Origin of the sequence: Streptomyces sp. NPDC060031 (genome assembly GCF_042736805.1) — a bacterium.
Classification (GTDB): domain Bacteria; phylum Actinomycetota; class Actinomycetes; order Streptomycetales; family Streptomycetaceae; genus Streptomyces.
The window spans coordinates 1-17,169 of the sequence record NZ_JBHWVM010000029.1 but is presented as its reverse complement, the minus strand read 5'-3'; the positions used below and the strand labels follow the sequence as shown (position 1 = coordinate 17,169).

Genomic DNA, 17,169 nt, shown 5'->3' with positions numbered 1-17,169 from the left:
CGACGACCCCATACTGCCTCGTCGCACGGCCGGGCGGGCGGCGCCCGGTCAGCGCCCGGCGGCGGCCGCCGTGCTCACCTCCTCCTCCGCCAGGCCCACCGGCCAGGTGTGCACCGGGTCACCCCGGTGCATCAGCTCGCTGTAGCGACGCGTGGTCGCGGCCAGCGCCGCGTCCCGCTCCAGCCCGGCCGCGAGCGCCCGGTGGTAGGTCTCCACCTGCCAGGTCGCCCCGTTCGCCCGGCGCCGGCACCGCTCCTCGATGATGCCGAGGTAGTGGTCCCGGTCGGCGGGCTCGATGCCCCAGGCGTCCAGCCCGGCGGCCGCCATCGGCAACAGCTCGTCCAGCACCAGCCGTACGGCGGGCACGCTCGCCAGCCCCCCGCCGCCGCCCCGGCCCCGGCGCGGCCAGCGGATCCGCGCGTCGATCCCGTACCGGCAGGCCGCGTCGAAGTTGGCCTCCGCCTCCGCGAACGGCAGCCGGCTCCACACCGGGCGCTGCTCGTCCGCGAGGGTGCGCACGAGTCCGTAGTAGAAGGCGGCGTTGGCGACGACGTCGGCCACGGTGGGCCCGGCCGGCAGCACCCGGTTCTCCACCCGCAGGTGCGGCACCCCGTCGGCGACCCCGTACACGGGCCGGTTCCACCGGTACACCGTGCCGTTGTGCAGGACCAGCTCCTGCAGGCTCGGCACCCCGCCCTGCGCGAGCACCCGCAACGGCTCCTGCTCGTCACAGATCGGCAGCAGGGCCGGGAAGTAGCGGACGTTCTCCGCGAACAGCTCGTACGCCGAGTCCACCCACCGCTCCCCGAACCAGGTACGCGGCCTCACCCCCTGTGCCTGGAGCTCGGGCGGCCTCGTGTCGGTGGCCTGCGTGAACAGCGGCGGCCGCGACTCCCGCCACAGCTCCCGCCCGAACAGGAAAGGCGAGTTGGCGCCGACCGCTATCTGTACGGCGGCCACCGCCTGCGCGGCGTTCCACACGTCGGCGAACCGGGCCGGCGTCACCTGCAGATGCAGTTGTACGGAGGTACAGGCGGCCTCCGGCACGATCGACCCGGAAGTCCAGGTCAGCCGCTCGACCCCGTCGATGTCGAGCGTGAAGTCCTCACCGCGCATCATCAGGATCTGCTCGTTCAGCAGCGAGTAGCGGTCCACCGCCGACAGGTTGGCGGTGACCAGGTCCTCGCGCGAGATCGTCGGCAGAATACCGATCATCACCACCCCGGCATCGATCAGGGAAGCCTGCCGGTGGGCATAGCCCAGTCCCGCGCTCAGCTCCTCCGCGAGCTGGTCGAAAACCCGGCCGCCGAGCCAGTGCGGAAGTACGTTCACCTCCAGGTTGAACATTCCCAGTTCGGTCTGGAAATCGGGGCTGGCAATCCGCTCCAGAACCTGTGCATTCACCATTCTCGGCAAACCGTCGGCACCCGCGAGATTCAACTCGATCTCAAGCCCCATCATGTTCTTGGGGCGATCGAACCTCTTCTCCGCCAGAAGCCGCTCCAGTCCCTCCAAGCACTCGTGAAGCTTCCTCCGATACCGTTGCCGATCGGACAGGTCGAATCCGCCTGCCACGACCTTCTCCCCCATCGAAGCGTCCCTCCTCGAGTGGGCCTGGCCCGGCACTCCCCAGGCGCGCGTTACGGTCGATGATGCCCCGACGGTGTGATCGATAACGCGGCGGGGGCGTGAGTGGCGGGGAGCGCGCGCCGGTTTGGCCGACAGGCTCTTCGGCACATTCCGGTGGCAAGTCACCTCATGCAAATTCCGCATCGACTTTGCCAGTATCGGATAACAGGCGCTTTCCAGCCGAGCGCCGTTCCGGTAGCCTCCAAGGTCAGCGCGGCATGTTTGCGCGCCACCGGCATGAAAGCCATGACAGTGGGACCGGTAAGCGCCTTGTCAGCAATAGGCGGGACAGCTAGCCGAAACACTGCGTGAACACATGTCGTATAAACTCCGCAAACGAGGCAGAGAGTTGGCGCGCGGCCATTGCCCCTCAGCCCCCCTCTGGCCCCAGAATGCGACAGCGCCGTCCCCGCACCTTCCCCCGATCCACAGGTCTCCCAAGTGAGAGGCGACCCACCATGCCGCTGCATGTCCCTCCGGCCCCCGCGCCCGCCCTGCGCAGCGTCCTCGCGGCACTCGCGTCCCCCACCGCCGTCCACGAGGCACACACTCCCGCGTTGCGCGCCCTCCAGGGGCCGATGACCGCCGAACTGCCGCTCCCCGTCCACGTCCTGGACCGGCTGAACGTCTCCCAGCTGGCGGCCGGCGGCAGGCCGCCCCGTACCCGGCTGACGGGCTGGCGGTTCCTGATCCGCAGCGGGGACCGCTACGTCGCGGCGGCCGACACCAGGCTCACCCCGGACGGCTGGGCCTTCTCCCACTTCTTCGAGGGCCCGTACGTCGCGGCCACCGAACGCGCCCTGCGCCAGGCCGAGTCGCTGGGGAAGAACTATCAGCCGCGGCTGCTGTCCGTACCGGAGCTGTACATGCTGACCCTGTGGCTGCACGGGGCGGTGGGCGCCGACGCCTCCGCCGGACTGCCGGCGGCCGCGGACCTGCTGGTCCCGCTGGCACCCGCCCCGCCCGGCATCGCCGCGTACCGGCCGCATCCGGTGTCCGAGCTGCTGCCCGTGCTGACCCACCGGCTCACCCCGCCGGCGCCGCCGCTGCCGCCCTCGCTGGCCGCCCCGGCCGCCTGATCCGGGCCGATGGCCGATACTGCCCATTCGGCCTAGCCCACTGGGACCACTCGCGAACCACCCGAAATGACAGGTGAGTTGACCTGAACCGCCCGCACGAGTGATGCGTCATCAATCTATGAGGACAGCTGCCGGGAAATCCCTGCGGAGGGAAGTCCGTAGGGCAACACTGGGACCCTGACCAAACCAAGACGTTGATACGGGGGGCGGCCATGAACAACGCATCGAGCCGCAGCACACAGACCACACCGCAGCGAAAGAACGCATCCATGTGCCAGCACAAGCCAGCATGCCCGTCTGCCGACTCCGCCGACCGTGAGGCCGCGCACCCTGTGGCCACCCACCCGGAGCAGGGCTGGAGCCTGCTGTGCAACGGTGTCCTGCTCTTCGAGGACACCGGCGAGCTGCTGCCGGACGGCCAGATCATCGCCCCGCACCGCACGCTCGCGGCGGCGTAACAGCACGAAAAGGGGCCGGCCCAGGAGCACGAAGCTCCCGGACCGGCCCCTTCGTCATGCCTAGTTGTCGTACTCGTCCAGCGGCGGGCAGGAGCAGACCAGGTTGCGGTCACCGAAGGCGCCGTCGATCCGGCGCACCGGCGGCCAGTACTTCTCCGCGGCCGACACCCCGCCGGGGAAGACGGCCTCGTCCCGGGTGTACGGGTGGTTCCATTCGCCGCCCAGCGCCGCCGCCGTGTGCGGGGAGTTGGCCAGCGGGTTGTCGTCCACCGGCCACTCGCCGGCCGCGACCCGCTCGATCTCGCCGCGGATGGCGATCATCGCATCGCAGAAGCGGTCGATCTCGGCGAGGTCCTCGGACTCCGTCGGCTCGATCATCAGGGTGCCGGCCACCGGGAAGGACATCGTCGGCGCGTGGAAGCCGTAGTCGATCAGGCGCTTGGCGATGTCGTCCACGCTGACCCCCGTCGCCTTCGACAGCGGGCGCAGGTCGATGATGCACTCGTGCGCGACCAGGTCGCCCGGACCGGTGTAGAGCACCGGGTAGTGCGGCTCCAGGCGCTTGGCGATGTAGTTCGCACCCAGCACGGCCACCTGGGTGGCGCGCTTGAGGCCCTCGCCACCCATCAGGCGTACGTACGACCAGGAGATCGGCAGGATGCCGGCCGAACCCCACGGCGCGGCCGAGATCGGGCCGACGCCCGTCTCGGGGCCGGCGGTCGGCTGCAGCGGGTGGTTCGGCAGGTACGGGGCCAGGTGCGCCCGGACGCCGACCGGGCCGACGCCCGGACCGCCGCCGCCGTGCGGGATGCAGAAGGTCTTGTGCAGGTTCAGGTGCGAGACGTCGCCGCCGAAGTGACCCGGCTTGGCCAGGCCCACCAGGGCATTGAGGTTGGCGCCGTCCACGTAGACCTGGCCGCCGGCCTCGTGCACCTGGGCGCAGATCTCGGCGACGTGCTCCTCGAACACACCGTGGGTCGAGGGGTAGGTGATCATCAGCACGGCGAGCTCGTCGCGGTACTGCTCGATCTTGGCGCGCAGGTCGGCCGCGTCCACCTCGCCGTCGTCGGCGGTCTTGACGACGACGACCTTCATGCCGGCCATCACGGCGCTGGCGGCGTTGGTGCCGTGCGCGGAGGACGGGATGAGGCAGATGGTGCGCTGCTCGTCACCGTTCGCACGGTGGTACGCGCGGACCGCGAGCAGACCGGCGAGCTCACCCTGGGAACCGGCGTTCGGCTGGATGGAGACCTTGTCGTAACCGGTGACCTCGCAGAGACGTTCCTCCAGCTCGGTGATGAGCGTGAGGTACCCCTCGGCCTGGTCCACCGGGGCGAACGGGTGCAGCTGGCCGAATTCGGGCCAGGTGACCGGCTCCATCTCGGTTGTCGCGTTGAGCTTCATGGTGCAGGAGCCCAGCGGGATCATGCCGCGGTCCAGCGCGTAGTCCTTGTCCGAGAGCTTGCGCAGGTAGCGCAGCATCGCGGTCTCGGAACGGTGCTGGTGGAACACCGGGTGCGTCAGGTACGCGTCCGAGCGCAGCAGCCCCTCGGGCAGCGTGTCGGCGGTGGTCTCGTCGAGCGCCTCGATGTCGGCGCTGACGCCGAAGGCGGCCCAGACGGCCTCGATGTCGGCGCGCAGGGTCGTTTCGTCGCAGGAGACGGAGACGAGGTCGGCGTCGACCTGGTACAGGTTGACCCCGCCCTCGCGGGCGGCGGCGATGACCTCGGCCGCGCGGCCCGGCACCCGGGCGGTGATGGTGTCGAAGTACGCGCCGTGCACGACCTCGACCCCGCCCGCGGTCAGACCGGCGGCGAGCAGGGCCGCGTAGCGGTGGGTGCGGCGGGCGATCGTCCGCAGCCCGTCCGGCCCGTGGTAGACGGCGTACATGCCGGCCATGACGGCGAGCAGCACCTGAGCGGTACAGATGTTGCTCGTGGCCTTCTCGCGGCGGATGTGCTGCTCACGGGTCTGCAGGGCCAGGCGGTAGGCCTTGTTGCCGTCCGCGTCCACCGAGACGCCGACGAGGCGGCCGGGCAGCGAGCGGGCGTGCTTGGCCTGGACGGCCATGTAGCCGGCGTGCGGACCGCCGAAGCCCATCGGCACACCGAAGCGCTGCGTGGTGCCGACGGCGATGTCCGCGCCCAGCTCACCGGGGGAGGTCAGCAGGGTCAGGGCGAGCAGGTCGGCCGAGACGGTGACGATGGCACCGAGCTCGTGCGCCTGGTCGATGACCGGCTTGATCTCCCGCACGGCGCCGGAGGCGCCCGGGTACTGGAGCAGTACGCCGAACACACCGCGCTCGGCGATCTCCGCGGGAATGCCCTCGGACAGGTCGGCGACGACGATCTCGACCCCGACCGGCTCGGCGCGGGTCTCGATCACGGCGATGGTCTGCGGCAGCGCGTCGGCGTCGATCAGGAAGACGCCGTCCTTGACCTTGCCCACGCGGCGGGCCAGGGACATGGCCTCGGCGGCCGCGGTGCCCTCGTCGAGCAGCGAGGCGCCGGAGGTCGGCAGACCGGTCAGGTCGGCGACGACGGTCTGGAAGTTCAGCAGCGCCTCGAGGCGGCCCTGCGAGATCTCGGGCTGGTACGGCGTGTACGCGGTGTACCAGGCCGGGTTCTCCATCACGTTGCGCAGGATCACCGGCGGCGTGAAGGTGCCGTAGTAGCCCAGGCCGATCATCGGGGAGAGGACCTGGTTGCGGTCCGCGAGGAGCCGCAGCTCGGCCAGCACCTCGGCCTCGGTGCGCGCCTCGGGCAGGTTCAGCGCGGCAGCGGTCTTGATCACATCCGGTACCGCGGCGGCGGTCAGTTCGTCCAGGGAGCCGTAGCCCACCTGGGCGAGCATCTTCGCCTGCGCCTCGGCATCCGGGCCGATGTGGCGCTGCTCGAAGGGGATGCCTCGCTCCAGCTGAGAGAGCGGAATGCGGTTGGCGGTCATGTACGGAGGCCTCCTGGTCGTACGACCTGCGAGGGGCACCACGGCGCGGGCACCCGGACGGCCTCCCCCTCTGTCATCTCAACCTGAGAGCTTCACCGGAGTCGCGGGCAGGCCCGTGAGCTCCGGCTTTCACCGTCGGTGAGGAGGGGAACCGGCACTGCGCGCCCGGTACCCGCCCCTGCTTTCCAGAGTGGCCTCGTCGCGTGCGGTACGTATGCCTGAGAGATTCCGGGGAGGATTTGCTCCTTCGGCGCCTCCGTCACGTTCACTCGGAGGACTCTCCCGCACAGGGTCAACAGCCGTCACCCAGCCTACCAGCGAGGATCTGGGCACTCCCTCGAGTGGCCCCCTCTCCGAATATGCACTTTTGTAGTCATTACGGAGGAGTTGCGACCAATTGGAGGGACCGTGCAGACCGACATCGATCCGCGCAGCCTGATCGGCCGCAAGGCGTTCGACCGCAATGGGACCAAGATCGGCACCATCGACGAGGTCTACCTCGACGATGCCACAGGAGTTCCGGAATGGGCCGCCGTCCGGACCGGCCTGTTCAGCCGGGACGCCTTCGTCCCCCTGGAACCGAGCGAGCTGGTGGGCGACACCCTGCGGGTGCCCTTCGAGCGCTCGCTCATCCGCGACGCCCCGGACTTCGGCGTCGGCCGCCACCTCTCCCCCGAACAGGAGCTGCAGCTCTACCACCACTACGGCCTGGACATCGCCGTCCCCTCCGACTTCCAGCGCGACTTCGGACGCCTGGCCGGCGAGGACACCCCTTAGGGATCACGCCTCCGGGATCACGCCTCCGGGATCACGCGACTCCCCGACGAGGGGCAGCGGATCGGACGGCTCCAGCTCGGGGTCGTCCACCAGGAACGTCCGCACCCGGCCCGGCCGCGACCCGGGCCGCTCGAACCGTACGGTCACCCGCCCGACCCCGCTGCCCTGCACCCACCCGGGCCCGTACACCGCGTGCAGTACGTCGCTCCCGGCCGCCCAGCGGCGCTCGGGAGCGGGCTCGGGGTCCGCGGGCCCCGGGGTCTCGCCCGGGCCCCCGCCCGGCCCCGTGCCACCGCCGTCGGCGGCGTCCTTCACCCCGTCGGCCGCACCGGCCGCACCGGCCGCGCCAGCCGCACCGGCCCCCAGGGCCCCACCGGCCTCGTCCTCCCCGTCGGCCACGGTGACCAGCGACGCGGCCTGGGCGAAGAGGTCCTCCTGCGTGTAGTCCGCCAGCCCCGTCACCCCCACCCCCAGCAGCCGCACCCCGCCCGTGGTGTCCACCGACTCCAGCAGCCGCGCGGCCGCCTCCCGGACCACCCCCGGGTCGTCCGTCGGCCCGCGCAGCGTCTCGGACCGGGTCAGCGTCGAGAAGTCGTACCGGCGCACCTTCAGCACGATCGTGCGCCCCGAGTGCCCCGACTCCCGCAGCCGTCGCACACACCGGTCGGCGAGCCGCTGCACCTCGCCCCGGATCCGCACCCGGTCGTGGATGTCCACGTCGAAGGTGTCCTCGACCGACACCGATTTCGCATCGCGCTCGGCCACCACCGGCCGCTCGTCCAGCCCCAGCGCCATCCGGTACAGCCCGACCCCGTGCGAGCGCCCCACCATCCGGACCAGCTCGTCCTCACCCGCCTCGGCGAGCTCCCCCACCGTGGTGATCCCGGCCCGCCGCAGGTGTTCCCCGGTGGCCGGCCCCACCCCGGGCAGGGTCCGTACCGACATCGGCGCGAGCAGCTCGCGCTCCGTGCCCACCTCGATCAGCAGCAGACCGTTCGGCTTGGCCTCCTCGGAGGCCACCTTGGCCAGCATCTTGGAGCCGGCGAGCCCCACCGACCCGCTGAGCCCGGTCGCGGCCCGGATGTCCGCCCTGAGCCGCTCACCCACCACCCGCGCGCCCTGGGCGTCGAAGGCGACCCCGCCGGCCTCCAGGTCCACGAAGGCCTCGTCCAGGCTGAGCGGCTCCACCAGCGGCGACAGCTCCCGCAGCAATGCCATGACCACGTCGCTGACCGCCCGGTACAGGCTGAAGCGCGGGATGAGATAGGCGCCGTTCGGGCACAGCCGGCGCGCCTGGGCCGTCGGCATCGCCGAGTGCACCCCGAAGCGCCTGGCCTCGTACGAGGCGGTCGCGACGACCCCGCGCGGCCCGAGCCCGCCGACGATGACGGCCTTGCCGCGCAGGCTCGGCTTCGCCGCCTGCTCCACGGCGGCGTAGAAGGCGTCCATGTCCAGGTGCAGGATCGTCGGGGCGGCTCTCACAGCACCGATGCTGCACTACGCCACTGACAATCCGGTGGCGGGACCCGGTCCGCCTCAGACGGCCCGGTTGCGGCGCGCGGCGAGCTCGTCGGACGGGTTGTGCCCGACCACCGTCTCGCCGGTGTCCACGCGCTCCCCGTGCAGCTGCGAGAGGGCGTTCTCGACGTCCCGCCAGACCACGCCGACGGCGATGCCGAAGACGCCCTGCCCGCCCTGGAGCAGGCTCACCACCTGGTCCGGCGAGGTGCACTCGTACACGGTGGCGCCGTCGCTCATCAGCGTCATGCGCTCAAGGTCCGAGAAACCGCGGTCGCGCAGGTGCTGCACGGCGGTGCGGATGTTCTGCAGCGCCACCCCGGTGTCGAGGAAACGCTTGACGATCTTGAGGACGACGACGTCCCGGAAGCTGTACAGCCGCTGCGCGCCCGCCCCGTACGCGGGACGCACGCTCGGCTCCACCAGCCCCGTACGCGCCCAGTAGTCCAGCTGCCGGTACGTGATGCCGGCCGCGGCGCACGCCGTCGGCCCCCGGTATCCCACCTGCTCGGGCGCCGGCTCGCCGCCCACCGGTCCGACCGGCGTCGACTCCGGCTGGCGGCGCGCGGAGCCCACCGCACCGCCGTGCAGCGGGTACGGTCCACCGTCACTCCGTGCGGGGGTGCCCCCGGTCGTACCGTCGCCCGTGATCCTCACGCCGACCCTCCGTCCTTGACCTGCCACCTCGAAGGTAGGCAGTCACCAGGGGTGCGTCAACGATCGCCACACTCGGCACGCCGAGTGATAATCACCCTGAGAGTGGTTTCCCGTACCCCGCTGCCGGGAAAGGCTAATCGAATGGGCTGAATTTTCCTGGAGGACGCCCAGAGGATGCCCGGGCCGAGGCGGTCACTGGGGCCCGGTACCGAAGTCCTCCGGCGAGATCTGGTCGAGGAACTCGCGGAACTTCTCCACCTCGTCCTCCTGCTCGTCCGGAATGGCGATTCCGGCGTCGTCCAGCACGCCGTCACTGCCGTAGATCGGCGTCCCCGTCCGCAGGGCCAGCGCTATGGCGTCGGAAGGGCGCGCGCTCACCTCGACCCCGCTGGCGAAGACGAGCTCCGCGTAGAAGACGCCCTCCCGCAGATCCGTGATCCGGACCTCGGTGAGCTCCTCGCCGATCGCTTCCAGCACGTCCTTGAACAGGTCATGCGTCAGCGGCCGGGCAGGGGCCATCCCCTGCTGCGCGAAGGCAATGGCGGTCGCCTCCCCTGGTCCGATCCAGATGGGGAGGTACCGGTCGCCTCCCACTTCACGCAGGAGCACGATCGGTTGGTTCGAGGGCATTTCCACCCGGACACCCACAACGTCGAGCTCATTCACACAGCAACCCTAGGACCTGCTCGGCCGGTTTGGGTAGTCGGGCTCCCCCAAGGCGCCTCCCGGGCTCCCCCCGGCGACCCCTGGGAGGCCGCCGCAGCTCAGGACAGCCGCACCCCGAGAGCCGTCTGTACGAGGGCCTCGTGAAGCCGTACGGAGAGCCCCGCGAGCTCCTTCATGGTGGCCTCGGCATGCGCCCTGGTCTGGGGGTTGCGGTGCCGGCGCAGCGGGGCCACGACCTGCTCCACCAGGCCCGCCTCCCGGTCCGCGGCGGCCTTCATCGCCCGCAGGTGCCGGGGCTCCAGCCCGAACCGCCCCAGATCGGCCACCAGGCGGGCCACCGTGACCGCCTCGGCGTCGAACCCGCCGCCGGGCGCCTCCGCGAGCAGCCCGTACGACTCCCACTCCACCAGCTGCACCTCGTCCACGTCGGCCGCGGCCATCAGCTCGGCCCGGCCCACGCGCGCCACCGTCGGCCGTTCCCGGCCGACCTCCCCGTACACGGCGGCGGGGCTTGCGGGATCGACGGATTCCCCGTGCGCCGTCGGCGCCGGGATGCGGATCTGCTCGCCCCGTGCGAGGGCGTCGAGCTGCTCGCGGATGACTTTCAACGGAAGGTAGTGGTCGCGCTGGAGCCGCAGGATGCGGGCCAGCCGCTCGACGTCGTCGGTGCTGAACTTGCGATATCCGGAAGGTGTGCGTCTGGGCTCGACGAGCCCCTCCGCCTCCAGGAACCGGATCTTCGAAATCGTGACTTCGGGGAACTCGTCACGCAGCATGGTCAGCACCGTGCCGATGCTCACCAGCCGCCCGGCCGAGCCGGCGGTGCCGTTTCCGACACCGCCCGTCGGGGTGCGCAGCATGGGACCTTCCCTTGAAGGGTCAGATGCCCCGCAGGCTCGCGTAGAAGACCAGCCGGTACTTGCCGATCTGCACCTCGTCGCCGTTGTGCAGGGAGACGGATTCGATCGGCTCACGGTTCACGTACGTGCCGTTGAGGCTGCCGACGTCGGCGACGGTGAAGCCGCCGTCCTGGCTCCTGCGGAATTCGACATGGCGCCGGGAGACGGTGACGTCGTCCAGGAAGATGTCGCTCTGCGGGTGCCGGCCCGCCGTCGTCAGCTCGCCGTCCAGAAGGAAACGGCTTCCGGAGTTGGGCCCGCGCCGCACGATCAGCAGAGCGGAGCCCGGAGGAAGCGCTTCCACCGCGGCCTGGGCCTCGGGGGACAGCGAGGAGGACACGTGCTGTTGGCCCGACACCTCGGCCTCGTAGGCCTCAAGGCCCGAGATCGAGATGGTGGACGTGGTCTCCGAGGCACGCTCCGGCGTCAGACCCGCCCGCAGCGGCGCCCCGCAGTTGGAGCAGAAGCGGCTGGCCGCATCGCTGCGGTGCCCGCACCTGCTGCAAATCTGCTCGGCCGACATGGACGGCTCCTCGCGCCGCGGCTGCCCCGCGGAGGCATTGGTGGCATACGGGTCGGGCGCAAACCCTCCACCCGTACTTGAGGTTGATGGTTCACCGAAACCTATGCGTCCGGTACCGGCAGGGTCAACAGCCGACGCGCCCTGCGCGCCCGAAATGTCACCCGCCCCGGCAACCTCGTCCCGGAAGAGCGGCCGGTCGCCCTGCCCTTCCATGTCTCCGTGACCCGCGCGGTGCCTGGCCGCACCGCTCTCCTCACGGTTCTTCTTGCCGAACAACTTCTCAAACAACTTCACGGGCGATTCCCCTTGACCGAAACAGACCCGCCCGTGGGGCAGGACGAACTCCGAATGCAACACCTGCCGACCCGGACAATCTCACAACGTCCGTAACCACCAGACAGTTTCCACCACGCACCGCGACTTCGGCGCGCCGACCCCCCGCAGGCATCCGCCCGCATGAGCCGGTCCGCTCGTCCGTCACGCCGCCTCACGACGATGACGACCGAGCGTAGTCAGGCTGCTTCACAGCCCGCAAGGCATCCACAACGATCTTGGCCGACCGTGTGACGGCGACGGTGGCCTGCTCCTTCTCCAGCGTCTGCACGACACCGCCGGGAATGTTGAGCGCGGGCTCCAGATCCTGCGGCTTGCCGATCACCCTGAACTCATAAGGCTGTGTGATCTTCTTACCGTCGATCCCGACACCACCGCCCTCGTCCGAGAAGTACGAGCCGGCCACGATGCGCACACCATTGATCTGGATCGCCTCGGCGCCCGCGGCCCGCAGCTCCTGGAGCGTGTCCAGCAGCTGGTCCGACCGCACCTGGCCCTTCACATCGGTGATCTTCAGCGTGATGCCGGGCCCCTGCGCAGCCACCGTACCGGCCAGGATGCCGAGTTGGCGCTCCTTCTCCACGGTCTGCCTCCGGGCCTCCTCGGCCTGGTTGGAGCTGTTCTCCAGCTCCTTGCGCTGGTCCTCCAGCTTCGACTTCTCGTCCTCCAGGCGCTTGGTCCGCCCGTCGAGCTCGTCGAGGATCCGTACGAGGTCCTCCTGACGGGCCCCGCGCAGCGCACTGGAGTCGCTGTTGGACCGTACCTGGATGGCCAGCCCGAGTCCCAGGACGAAGAGCAGTACCGCGACGATCAATTGGGCCCGGCTCACGCGCGGCGGCCACAGCCCGGCCGCCAGCCGCTGCCGGCCCGTCTGCGCGGGCTCCCCGGCCGGGGGCGGGGCGTCCTTCGGCGGCGCGTCCTTCAGCGGCTGCTCCGGGACGTTCGGCTCCTCGGGCGGAGTGTCGTTCGTACTCATCGGCGTCACGCCCGGAAGACGTGCCGGCGGATGGCCGCGGCGTTGGAGAAGATGCGGATGCCGAGGACGACGACCACACCCGTCGACAGCTGCGAGCCCACGCCCAGCTTGTCGCCGAGGAAGACGATCAGCGCGGCGACGACCACGTTCGACAGGAACGACACCACGAACACCTTGTCCACGAAGATGCCGTCCAGCATCGCGCGCAGACCGCCGAACACCGCGTCCAGCGCCGCCACCACGGCGATCGGCAGATATGGCTCCACCACGGCCGGCACTTCGGGCCGGACCAGAAGTCCGACCACCACTCCGGCCACGAGGCCCAGTACCGCGATCACGATGCACCCTTCTTCGGCTCTTCTGCTGTAGCTGTCCGTACGGTCAGACTCGACGCGGCCGGCAGCCGTACCTCGTCCGCTGCGGACAACGTGTAGCGGATCCCGTAACTCTCCTGCAGCACGTGCAGGTACTGGCCGTCCGCGGAGTCCTGGAACGTGGTCCCCAGCCGCTTCTTGTCACCGACCGCCAGCACTTCGTACGGCGGCACCAGCGGCCTGTTGTCGACCAGTATCGCGTCACCCGCGGCCCGGATCGCCGACAGCGCCGTCAGCCGCTGCCCGTTGATCGACACGGCCTCCGCCCCCGACTGCCACAGCCCGTTGACGATCTTCTGCATGTCCCGGTCGCGGAGCCGCCCGGTGTCCGAGAAACCCGTGCTCTCCCGCGGCTTGCCACCACCACCCGACGAGGCGCCCTTGGCGTCGTCGATCACCAGCCTGATACCGGGCCCGCGGACCTCCGTGGCCCCGGACAGCAGCGCCACGAGCTGCCCCTGGTCGCCCCCGTGCTGCTTCAGCGCCTCGTTCTGGCGGTCCGCGACGGCATCACGCAGCCGCTCGATGTCCCGCTCCAGACCGTCGGCCCGCCCATCGGAGCGCTGTACCCGGTCGATCAGCTCCTGACGCTCCTTGGCCAGCACCGGCGCGGCCACCTGGGCCTGCGCGGCGCCGAGCGTGACGACCGCGGCGGCGAGCACCAGGCCTACGGCAAGCCCCAGTTTGGCCTTGAGGGTACGCGGCAGACCCGCCTTGCCCTCGGCCTCGCGCCGGGCCGTCGCTTCCGCGTAGCCCTCGTCGAGGCTGTGGTCCATCACGTGCGTCAGCAGCGACATGGACGCGTCCGGGCGGGCGGGAGGCGTCGAACTCCGGTTGTGGGGCGGCTGCGACATGCCGCACATCGTCGCATGTCGGCGCCGCCCGCACCGAATGCGCCCGACCGGTGGACCGGGCCGGGCCACCTCCGCCCGACCCGGCCCACCGGGCCGGGTCCTACCTCATCGCGTGACCGGCACTCAGTGCCCGCCCCCGTCCACCACAGCCGCCCACTCGTCGAGCAGCGCCTGCGCCGACGTGTCGTCGGGGCCCTCGGCCCACAGATGGGTGACGGCCTCCGCCGGGTCCGGCAGCACCAGCGCCCACCGCCCGTCGGCCTCGACCACCCGGACGCCGTCCGTGGTGTCCACCTGCCGGTCCCCGGCCGCCTCCACGACCCGCCGCATGACGAGGCCCTTCACCGCCCACGGCGTCGGCACGTCGCGCTTGAGCACGTGCGCCCGCGGGATCCGCGCATCGATCTGGCTCAGCGTGAGCTGCGTCCGCGCCACCAACCCGATCAGCTGCACGAAGGCCGCCGCTCCGTCGAAGACACTGCCGAACTCCGGAACGATGAACCCGCCCCGGCCGTCCCCGCCGAAGATGGTGTTCTCCGCCCGGCCCACCCGCGTCAGGTCGTCGGGCGAGGTGGTCGTCCACTCCACCTGCGTGCCGTGGTACGCCGCCACCTGCTCGGCGATACGGGTCGTGGTCACCGGCAGCGCCACCTTGCCACTGCGCTTCGCCGCGGCCACCAGGTCGAGCAGCACCAGCAGCGCCCGGTCGTCCTCGATGATCCGTCCGCGCTCGTCCACCAGGGAGATCCGCTCGCCCACCGGGTCGAAGCGCACTCCGAAGGCGGCCCGCGAAGAGGCCACGATCTCGCCGAGCCGCACCAGTCCGGCCCGACGCGACTCGGCGGTCTCCGTCGGCCGCGACTCGTCGAGCCCGGGATTGACCGTGAGCGCGTCCACACCGAGCTTGCCCAGGAGGCTCGGCAGCACCAGGCCGGCGCTGCCGTTGGAGGCGTCCACGACCACCTTGAGCCCCGAATCGGCGACCCCGGTGATGTCCACCCGCCGCAGCAGGGAGCCCGTGTACGAGTCGAAGACGCTGGACGGGAACTGCAGGTCGCCGATCTCGCCGGGGAAGGCACGCCGGTACTCCTGGCGCGCGTACACCCGGTCCAGCTTGCGCTGCCCCGCCTGCGAGAGGTCCGCCCCCCGCTCGTCCAGGAACATGATGTCCACGGAGTCCGGGATCCCCGGAGACGTCCGCAGCATGATCCCGCCGGCACTGCCGCGGGCGGTCTGCTGTCTGGCCACCGGCAGAGGTACGTTCTCCAGGTCCCGTACGTTGATGGCGCTGGCCTGCAGCGCCGAGATCACGGCCCGCTTGAGCGCTCGCGCACCACGGGAGTGGTCGCGGGCCGTGGTGACGATCGCGCCCTTCTTCAGGGTCGTCGCGTAAGCACCGGCGAGCCGCACCACCAGCTCCGGAGTGATCTCCACGTTCAGGATCCCCGTGACCCCGCGCGCGCCGAACAGATGCGCCTGTCCGCGCGACTCCCAGATCACCGAGGTGTTGACGAAGGCGCCCGCCTCGACCGTCTTGAAGGGGTAGACCCGCACGTTCCCCTGAACGATCGATTCCTCACCGACGAGGCATTCGTCGCCGATGACGGCCCCGTCCTCGATCCGGGCGGCCCGCATGATGTCGGTGTTCTTGCCGATCACGCAGCCGCGGAGATTGCTGTGGGGCCCGATGTACACGTTGTCGTGCACGACGGCTCGGTGCAGGAAGGCACCGCTCTTGACGACGACGTTCGACCCGATGACCGTGTGCTCGCGGATCTCCACGCCGGCCTCGATCTTGGCGTAGTCACCGATGTACAGCGGCCCGCGCAGCACCGCGTCCGGGCTGACCTCGGCCCCTTCGGCGATCCATACGCCCGGGGAGATCTCGAAGCCGTCCATGTCGACCTGGACCTTGCCCTCGAGTACGTCGGCCTGCGCCTTGACGTAGCTCTCGTGGGTGCCGACGTCCTCCCAGTAGCCCTCGGCCACGTAGCCGTAGATCGGCCGGCCTTCCTTCATCAACTGCGGGAAGACGTCGCCGGACCAGTCGACGGAAACGTCCGCGTCGACGTAGTCGAAGATCTCCGGCTCCATCACGTAGATGCCGGTGTTGATGGTGTCCGAGAAGACCTGGCCCCAGGTCGGCTTCTCGAGGAAGCGCTCGACCTTGCCCTCCTCGTCCACGATGGTGATGCCGAACTCGAGCGGATTCGGCACCCGGGTCAGGCACACCGTGACCAGTGCGCCCTTCTCCTTGTGGAATTTGATGAGATCGGTGAGGTCGAAGTCGGTGAGCGCATCGCCGGAGATCACGAGGAACGTGTCGTCCTTCAAGGCCTCCTCGGCGTTCTTCACGCTGCCGGCGGTCCCGAGTGGCTTCTCCTCATTGGCATAGGTGAGCTCCATTCCGAGCTCCTCGCCGTCACCGAAATAGTTCCTGACGAGTGATGCCAGGAATTGCACGGTGACCACGGTCTCGCTGAGCCCATGCCGCTTGAGCAGCCTGAGCACATGCTCCATGATCGGCCGGTTCGCAACCGGCAGGAGCGGCTTGGGCATGCTCGAGGTCATAGGGCGAAGGCGTGTGCCTTCGCCACCGGCCATCACGACGGCCTTCATGTCGGAAGAGTCCTCCTTGAGAGACGACGTTCTCGCCGACTTCACCCGCCCCGGACGGTGACGGGGCAACTCCTCCGCGTCAGTCCGGCACCGGGCGAGCTCAATCGGCCGCGGCGTCCGCCTTCACGAGCCGGCGGACCTGCACCACGTAAAGGATTCCTGCCCACCAATAGAGGGTTGTACCCCATCCGGCGAACGCCCATCCGAAAACTGCCCCCGTCCAGGCCAACCAACCCGTCCCGTCACTGAGCAACAGCAAGGGGAAGGCGTACATCAGGTTGAAGGTCGCGGCCTTCCCGAGGAAGTTGACCTGTGGCGGCGGATAGCCGTGTCGGCGCAGGATCCAGACCATGACCAGCAGCATCAGCTCACGGGCGAGCAGGGCCGCGGTGAGCCAGATCGGCAGAATGCCGCGATAGGTCAGCCCGAACAGTGTGGACAGGATGTACAGCCGGTCCGCAGCCGGGTCCAGCAGCCTCCCGAGGCTGCTGATCTGATTCCAGCGCCGGGCGAGCTTCCCGTCGAGGTAGTCACTGACCCCGCTGAGCATGAGGACGGCCAGCGCCCAGCCGTCATGCTCCGCCAGGATCAGCCACAGGAACAGCGGCACGCCGGCGAGGCGCGCCATGCTCAGGATGTTCGGAATGGTGAAAATTCGGTCAGTCTGAACCCGAGTCTCCTGGACCTCCACCCGGGGGCCTCCACTGTGACTGTAGAAATGTCGAACGATGCCCCCTGACCCTACAGGAGAGCGCACACCTACCCGGAACGCAGAAAAGCCCCGCACCATTAAAGGTGCGGGGCTTTCCCACAATGATTGTTCGGCGGCGTCCTACTCTCCCACAGGGTCCCCCCTGCAGT

At 70.0% G+C, this 17,169-nt stretch carries 15 protein-coding genes and 1 riboswitch; of the genes, 3 read left to right on the top strand and 12 right to left on the bottom strand.

Annotated elements, in window-relative coordinates; translation table 11 throughout:
- Nucleotides 1–48: 48 nt before the first annotated feature.
- Nucleotides 49–1,590: a glutamate-cysteine ligase family protein gene (locus tag ACFWB8_RS15680; protein ID WP_385226253.1), complete on the bottom strand. Its 1,542-nt coding sequence runs from the start codon at nt 1,588–1,590 to the stop codon at nt 49–51.
- Nucleotides 1,591–2,087: 497 nt separating this feature from the next.
- Here ACFWB8_RS15680 and ACFWB8_RS15675 point away from each other — a divergent pair, with 497 nt between their 5' ends.
- The gene (locus ACFWB8_RS15675) at nt 2,088–2,708 is read left to right on the top strand and encodes a hypothetical protein (RefSeq protein WP_385226251.1); all 621 of its coding nucleotides are present in this window, start codon (nt 2,088–2,090) and stop codon (nt 2,706–2,708) included.
- A gap of 269 nt (nt 2,709–2,977) precedes the next feature.
- The gene (locus ACFWB8_RS15670; RefSeq protein WP_385226249.1) at nt 2,978–3,166 is read left to right on the top strand and encodes a DUF5999 family protein; all 189 of its coding nucleotides are present in this window, start codon (nt 2,978–2,980) and stop codon (nt 3,164–3,166) included.
- A 60-nt stretch (nt 3,167–3,226) separates the two neighbouring features.
- Here the strand turns inward: ACFWB8_RS15670 and gcvP are convergent, their stop codons facing one another.
- Entirely contained in the window at nt 3,227–6,112 is a 2,886-nt protein-coding gene (gene gcvP / locus ACFWB8_RS15665; protein ID WP_385226247.1) for an aminomethyl-transferring glycine dehydrogenase, read from the bottom strand.
- Nucleotides 6,113–6,308: 196 nt separating this feature from the next.
- A riboswitch (glycine riboswitch) is annotated at nt 6,309–6,407 on the bottom strand.
- A gap of 113 nt (nt 6,408–6,520) precedes the next feature.
- On the opposite strand from gcvP, the gene ACFWB8_RS15660 reads away from it, so the two are divergent.
- A complete protein-coding gene (locus ACFWB8_RS15660; protein ID WP_385226245.1) occupies nt 6,521–6,889 on the top strand; it encodes a PRC-barrel domain-containing protein in 369 nt (122 codons plus the stop codon).
- A gap of 3 nt (nt 6,890–6,892) precedes the next feature.
- On the opposite strand, the gene ACFWB8_RS15655 is transcribed toward ACFWB8_RS15660, so the two are convergent.
- The 10 genes from ACFWB8_RS15655 to ACFWB8_RS15610 all read right to left on the bottom strand — a co-directional run bounded on the left by ACFWB8_RS15655 (nt 6,893) and on the right by ACFWB8_RS15610 (nt 16,999).
- Complete coding sequence (locus tag ACFWB8_RS15655) at nt 6,893–8,371, bottom strand: DNA polymerase IV (RefSeq protein WP_385226243.1); 1,479 nt, start codon at nt 8,369–8,371, stop codon at nt 6,893–6,895.
- 54 nt (nt 8,372–8,425) lie between these two features.
- The gene (locus ACFWB8_RS15650) at nt 8,426–9,064 is read right to left on the bottom strand and encodes a MerR family transcriptional regulator (RefSeq protein WP_385226241.1); all 639 of its coding nucleotides are present in this window, start codon (nt 9,062–9,064) and stop codon (nt 8,426–8,428) included.
- Nucleotides 9,065–9,256: 192 nt separating this feature from the next.
- Nucleotides 9,257–9,730: a bifunctional nuclease family protein gene (locus ACFWB8_RS15645; RefSeq protein ID WP_030009777.1), complete on the bottom strand. Its 474-nt coding sequence runs from the start codon at nt 9,728–9,730 to the stop codon at nt 9,257–9,259.
- Between the two features lie 98 nt (nt 9,731–9,828).
- Entirely contained in the window at nt 9,829–10,590 is a 762-nt protein-coding gene (locus ACFWB8_RS15640; protein ID WP_385226239.1) for a MerR family transcriptional regulator, read from the bottom strand.
- Between the two features lie 19 nt (nt 10,591–10,609).
- Nucleotides 10,610–11,152 carry an FHA domain-containing protein gene (locus ACFWB8_RS15635; RefSeq protein ID WP_385226236.1) on the bottom strand — a complete coding sequence of 181 codons (543 nt, stop codon included), beginning with the start codon at nt 11,150–11,152 and terminating at the stop codon, nt 10,610–10,612.
- 487 nt (nt 11,153–11,639) lie between these two features.
- Entirely contained in the window at nt 11,640–12,461 is an 822-nt protein-coding gene (locus ACFWB8_RS15630) for a DUF881 domain-containing protein (protein WP_385226234.1), read from the bottom strand.
- 5 nt (nt 12,462–12,466) lie between these two features.
- On the bottom strand, nt 12,467–12,799 hold the full coding sequence (locus tag ACFWB8_RS15625) for a small basic family protein (protein ID WP_030158423.1): 333 nt from the start codon (nt 12,797–12,799) through the stop codon (nt 12,467–12,469).
- Complete coding sequence (locus ACFWB8_RS15620) at nt 12,796–13,698, bottom strand: DUF881 domain-containing protein (RefSeq protein WP_385226232.1); 903 nt, start codon at nt 13,696–13,698, stop codon at nt 12,796–12,798. The genes ACFWB8_RS15625 and ACFWB8_RS15620 overlap by 4 nt, the downstream gene beginning before the upstream one ends.
- 114 nt (nt 13,699–13,812) lie before the next feature.
- On the bottom strand, nt 13,813–16,308 hold the full coding sequence (locus ACFWB8_RS15615; RefSeq protein WP_385226230.1) for a sugar phosphate nucleotidyltransferase: 2,496 nt from the start codon (nt 16,306–16,308) through the stop codon (nt 13,813–13,815).
- A gap of 100 nt (nt 16,309–16,408) precedes the next feature.
- Nucleotides 16,409–16,999 (bottom strand): CDP-alcohol phosphatidyltransferase family protein, encoded by a 591-nt coding sequence (locus tag ACFWB8_RS15610; protein WP_385226228.1) that lies wholly within the window; start codon nt 16,997–16,999, stop codon nt 16,409–16,411.
- Between the last annotated feature and the right edge of the window lie 170 nt (nt 17,000–17,169).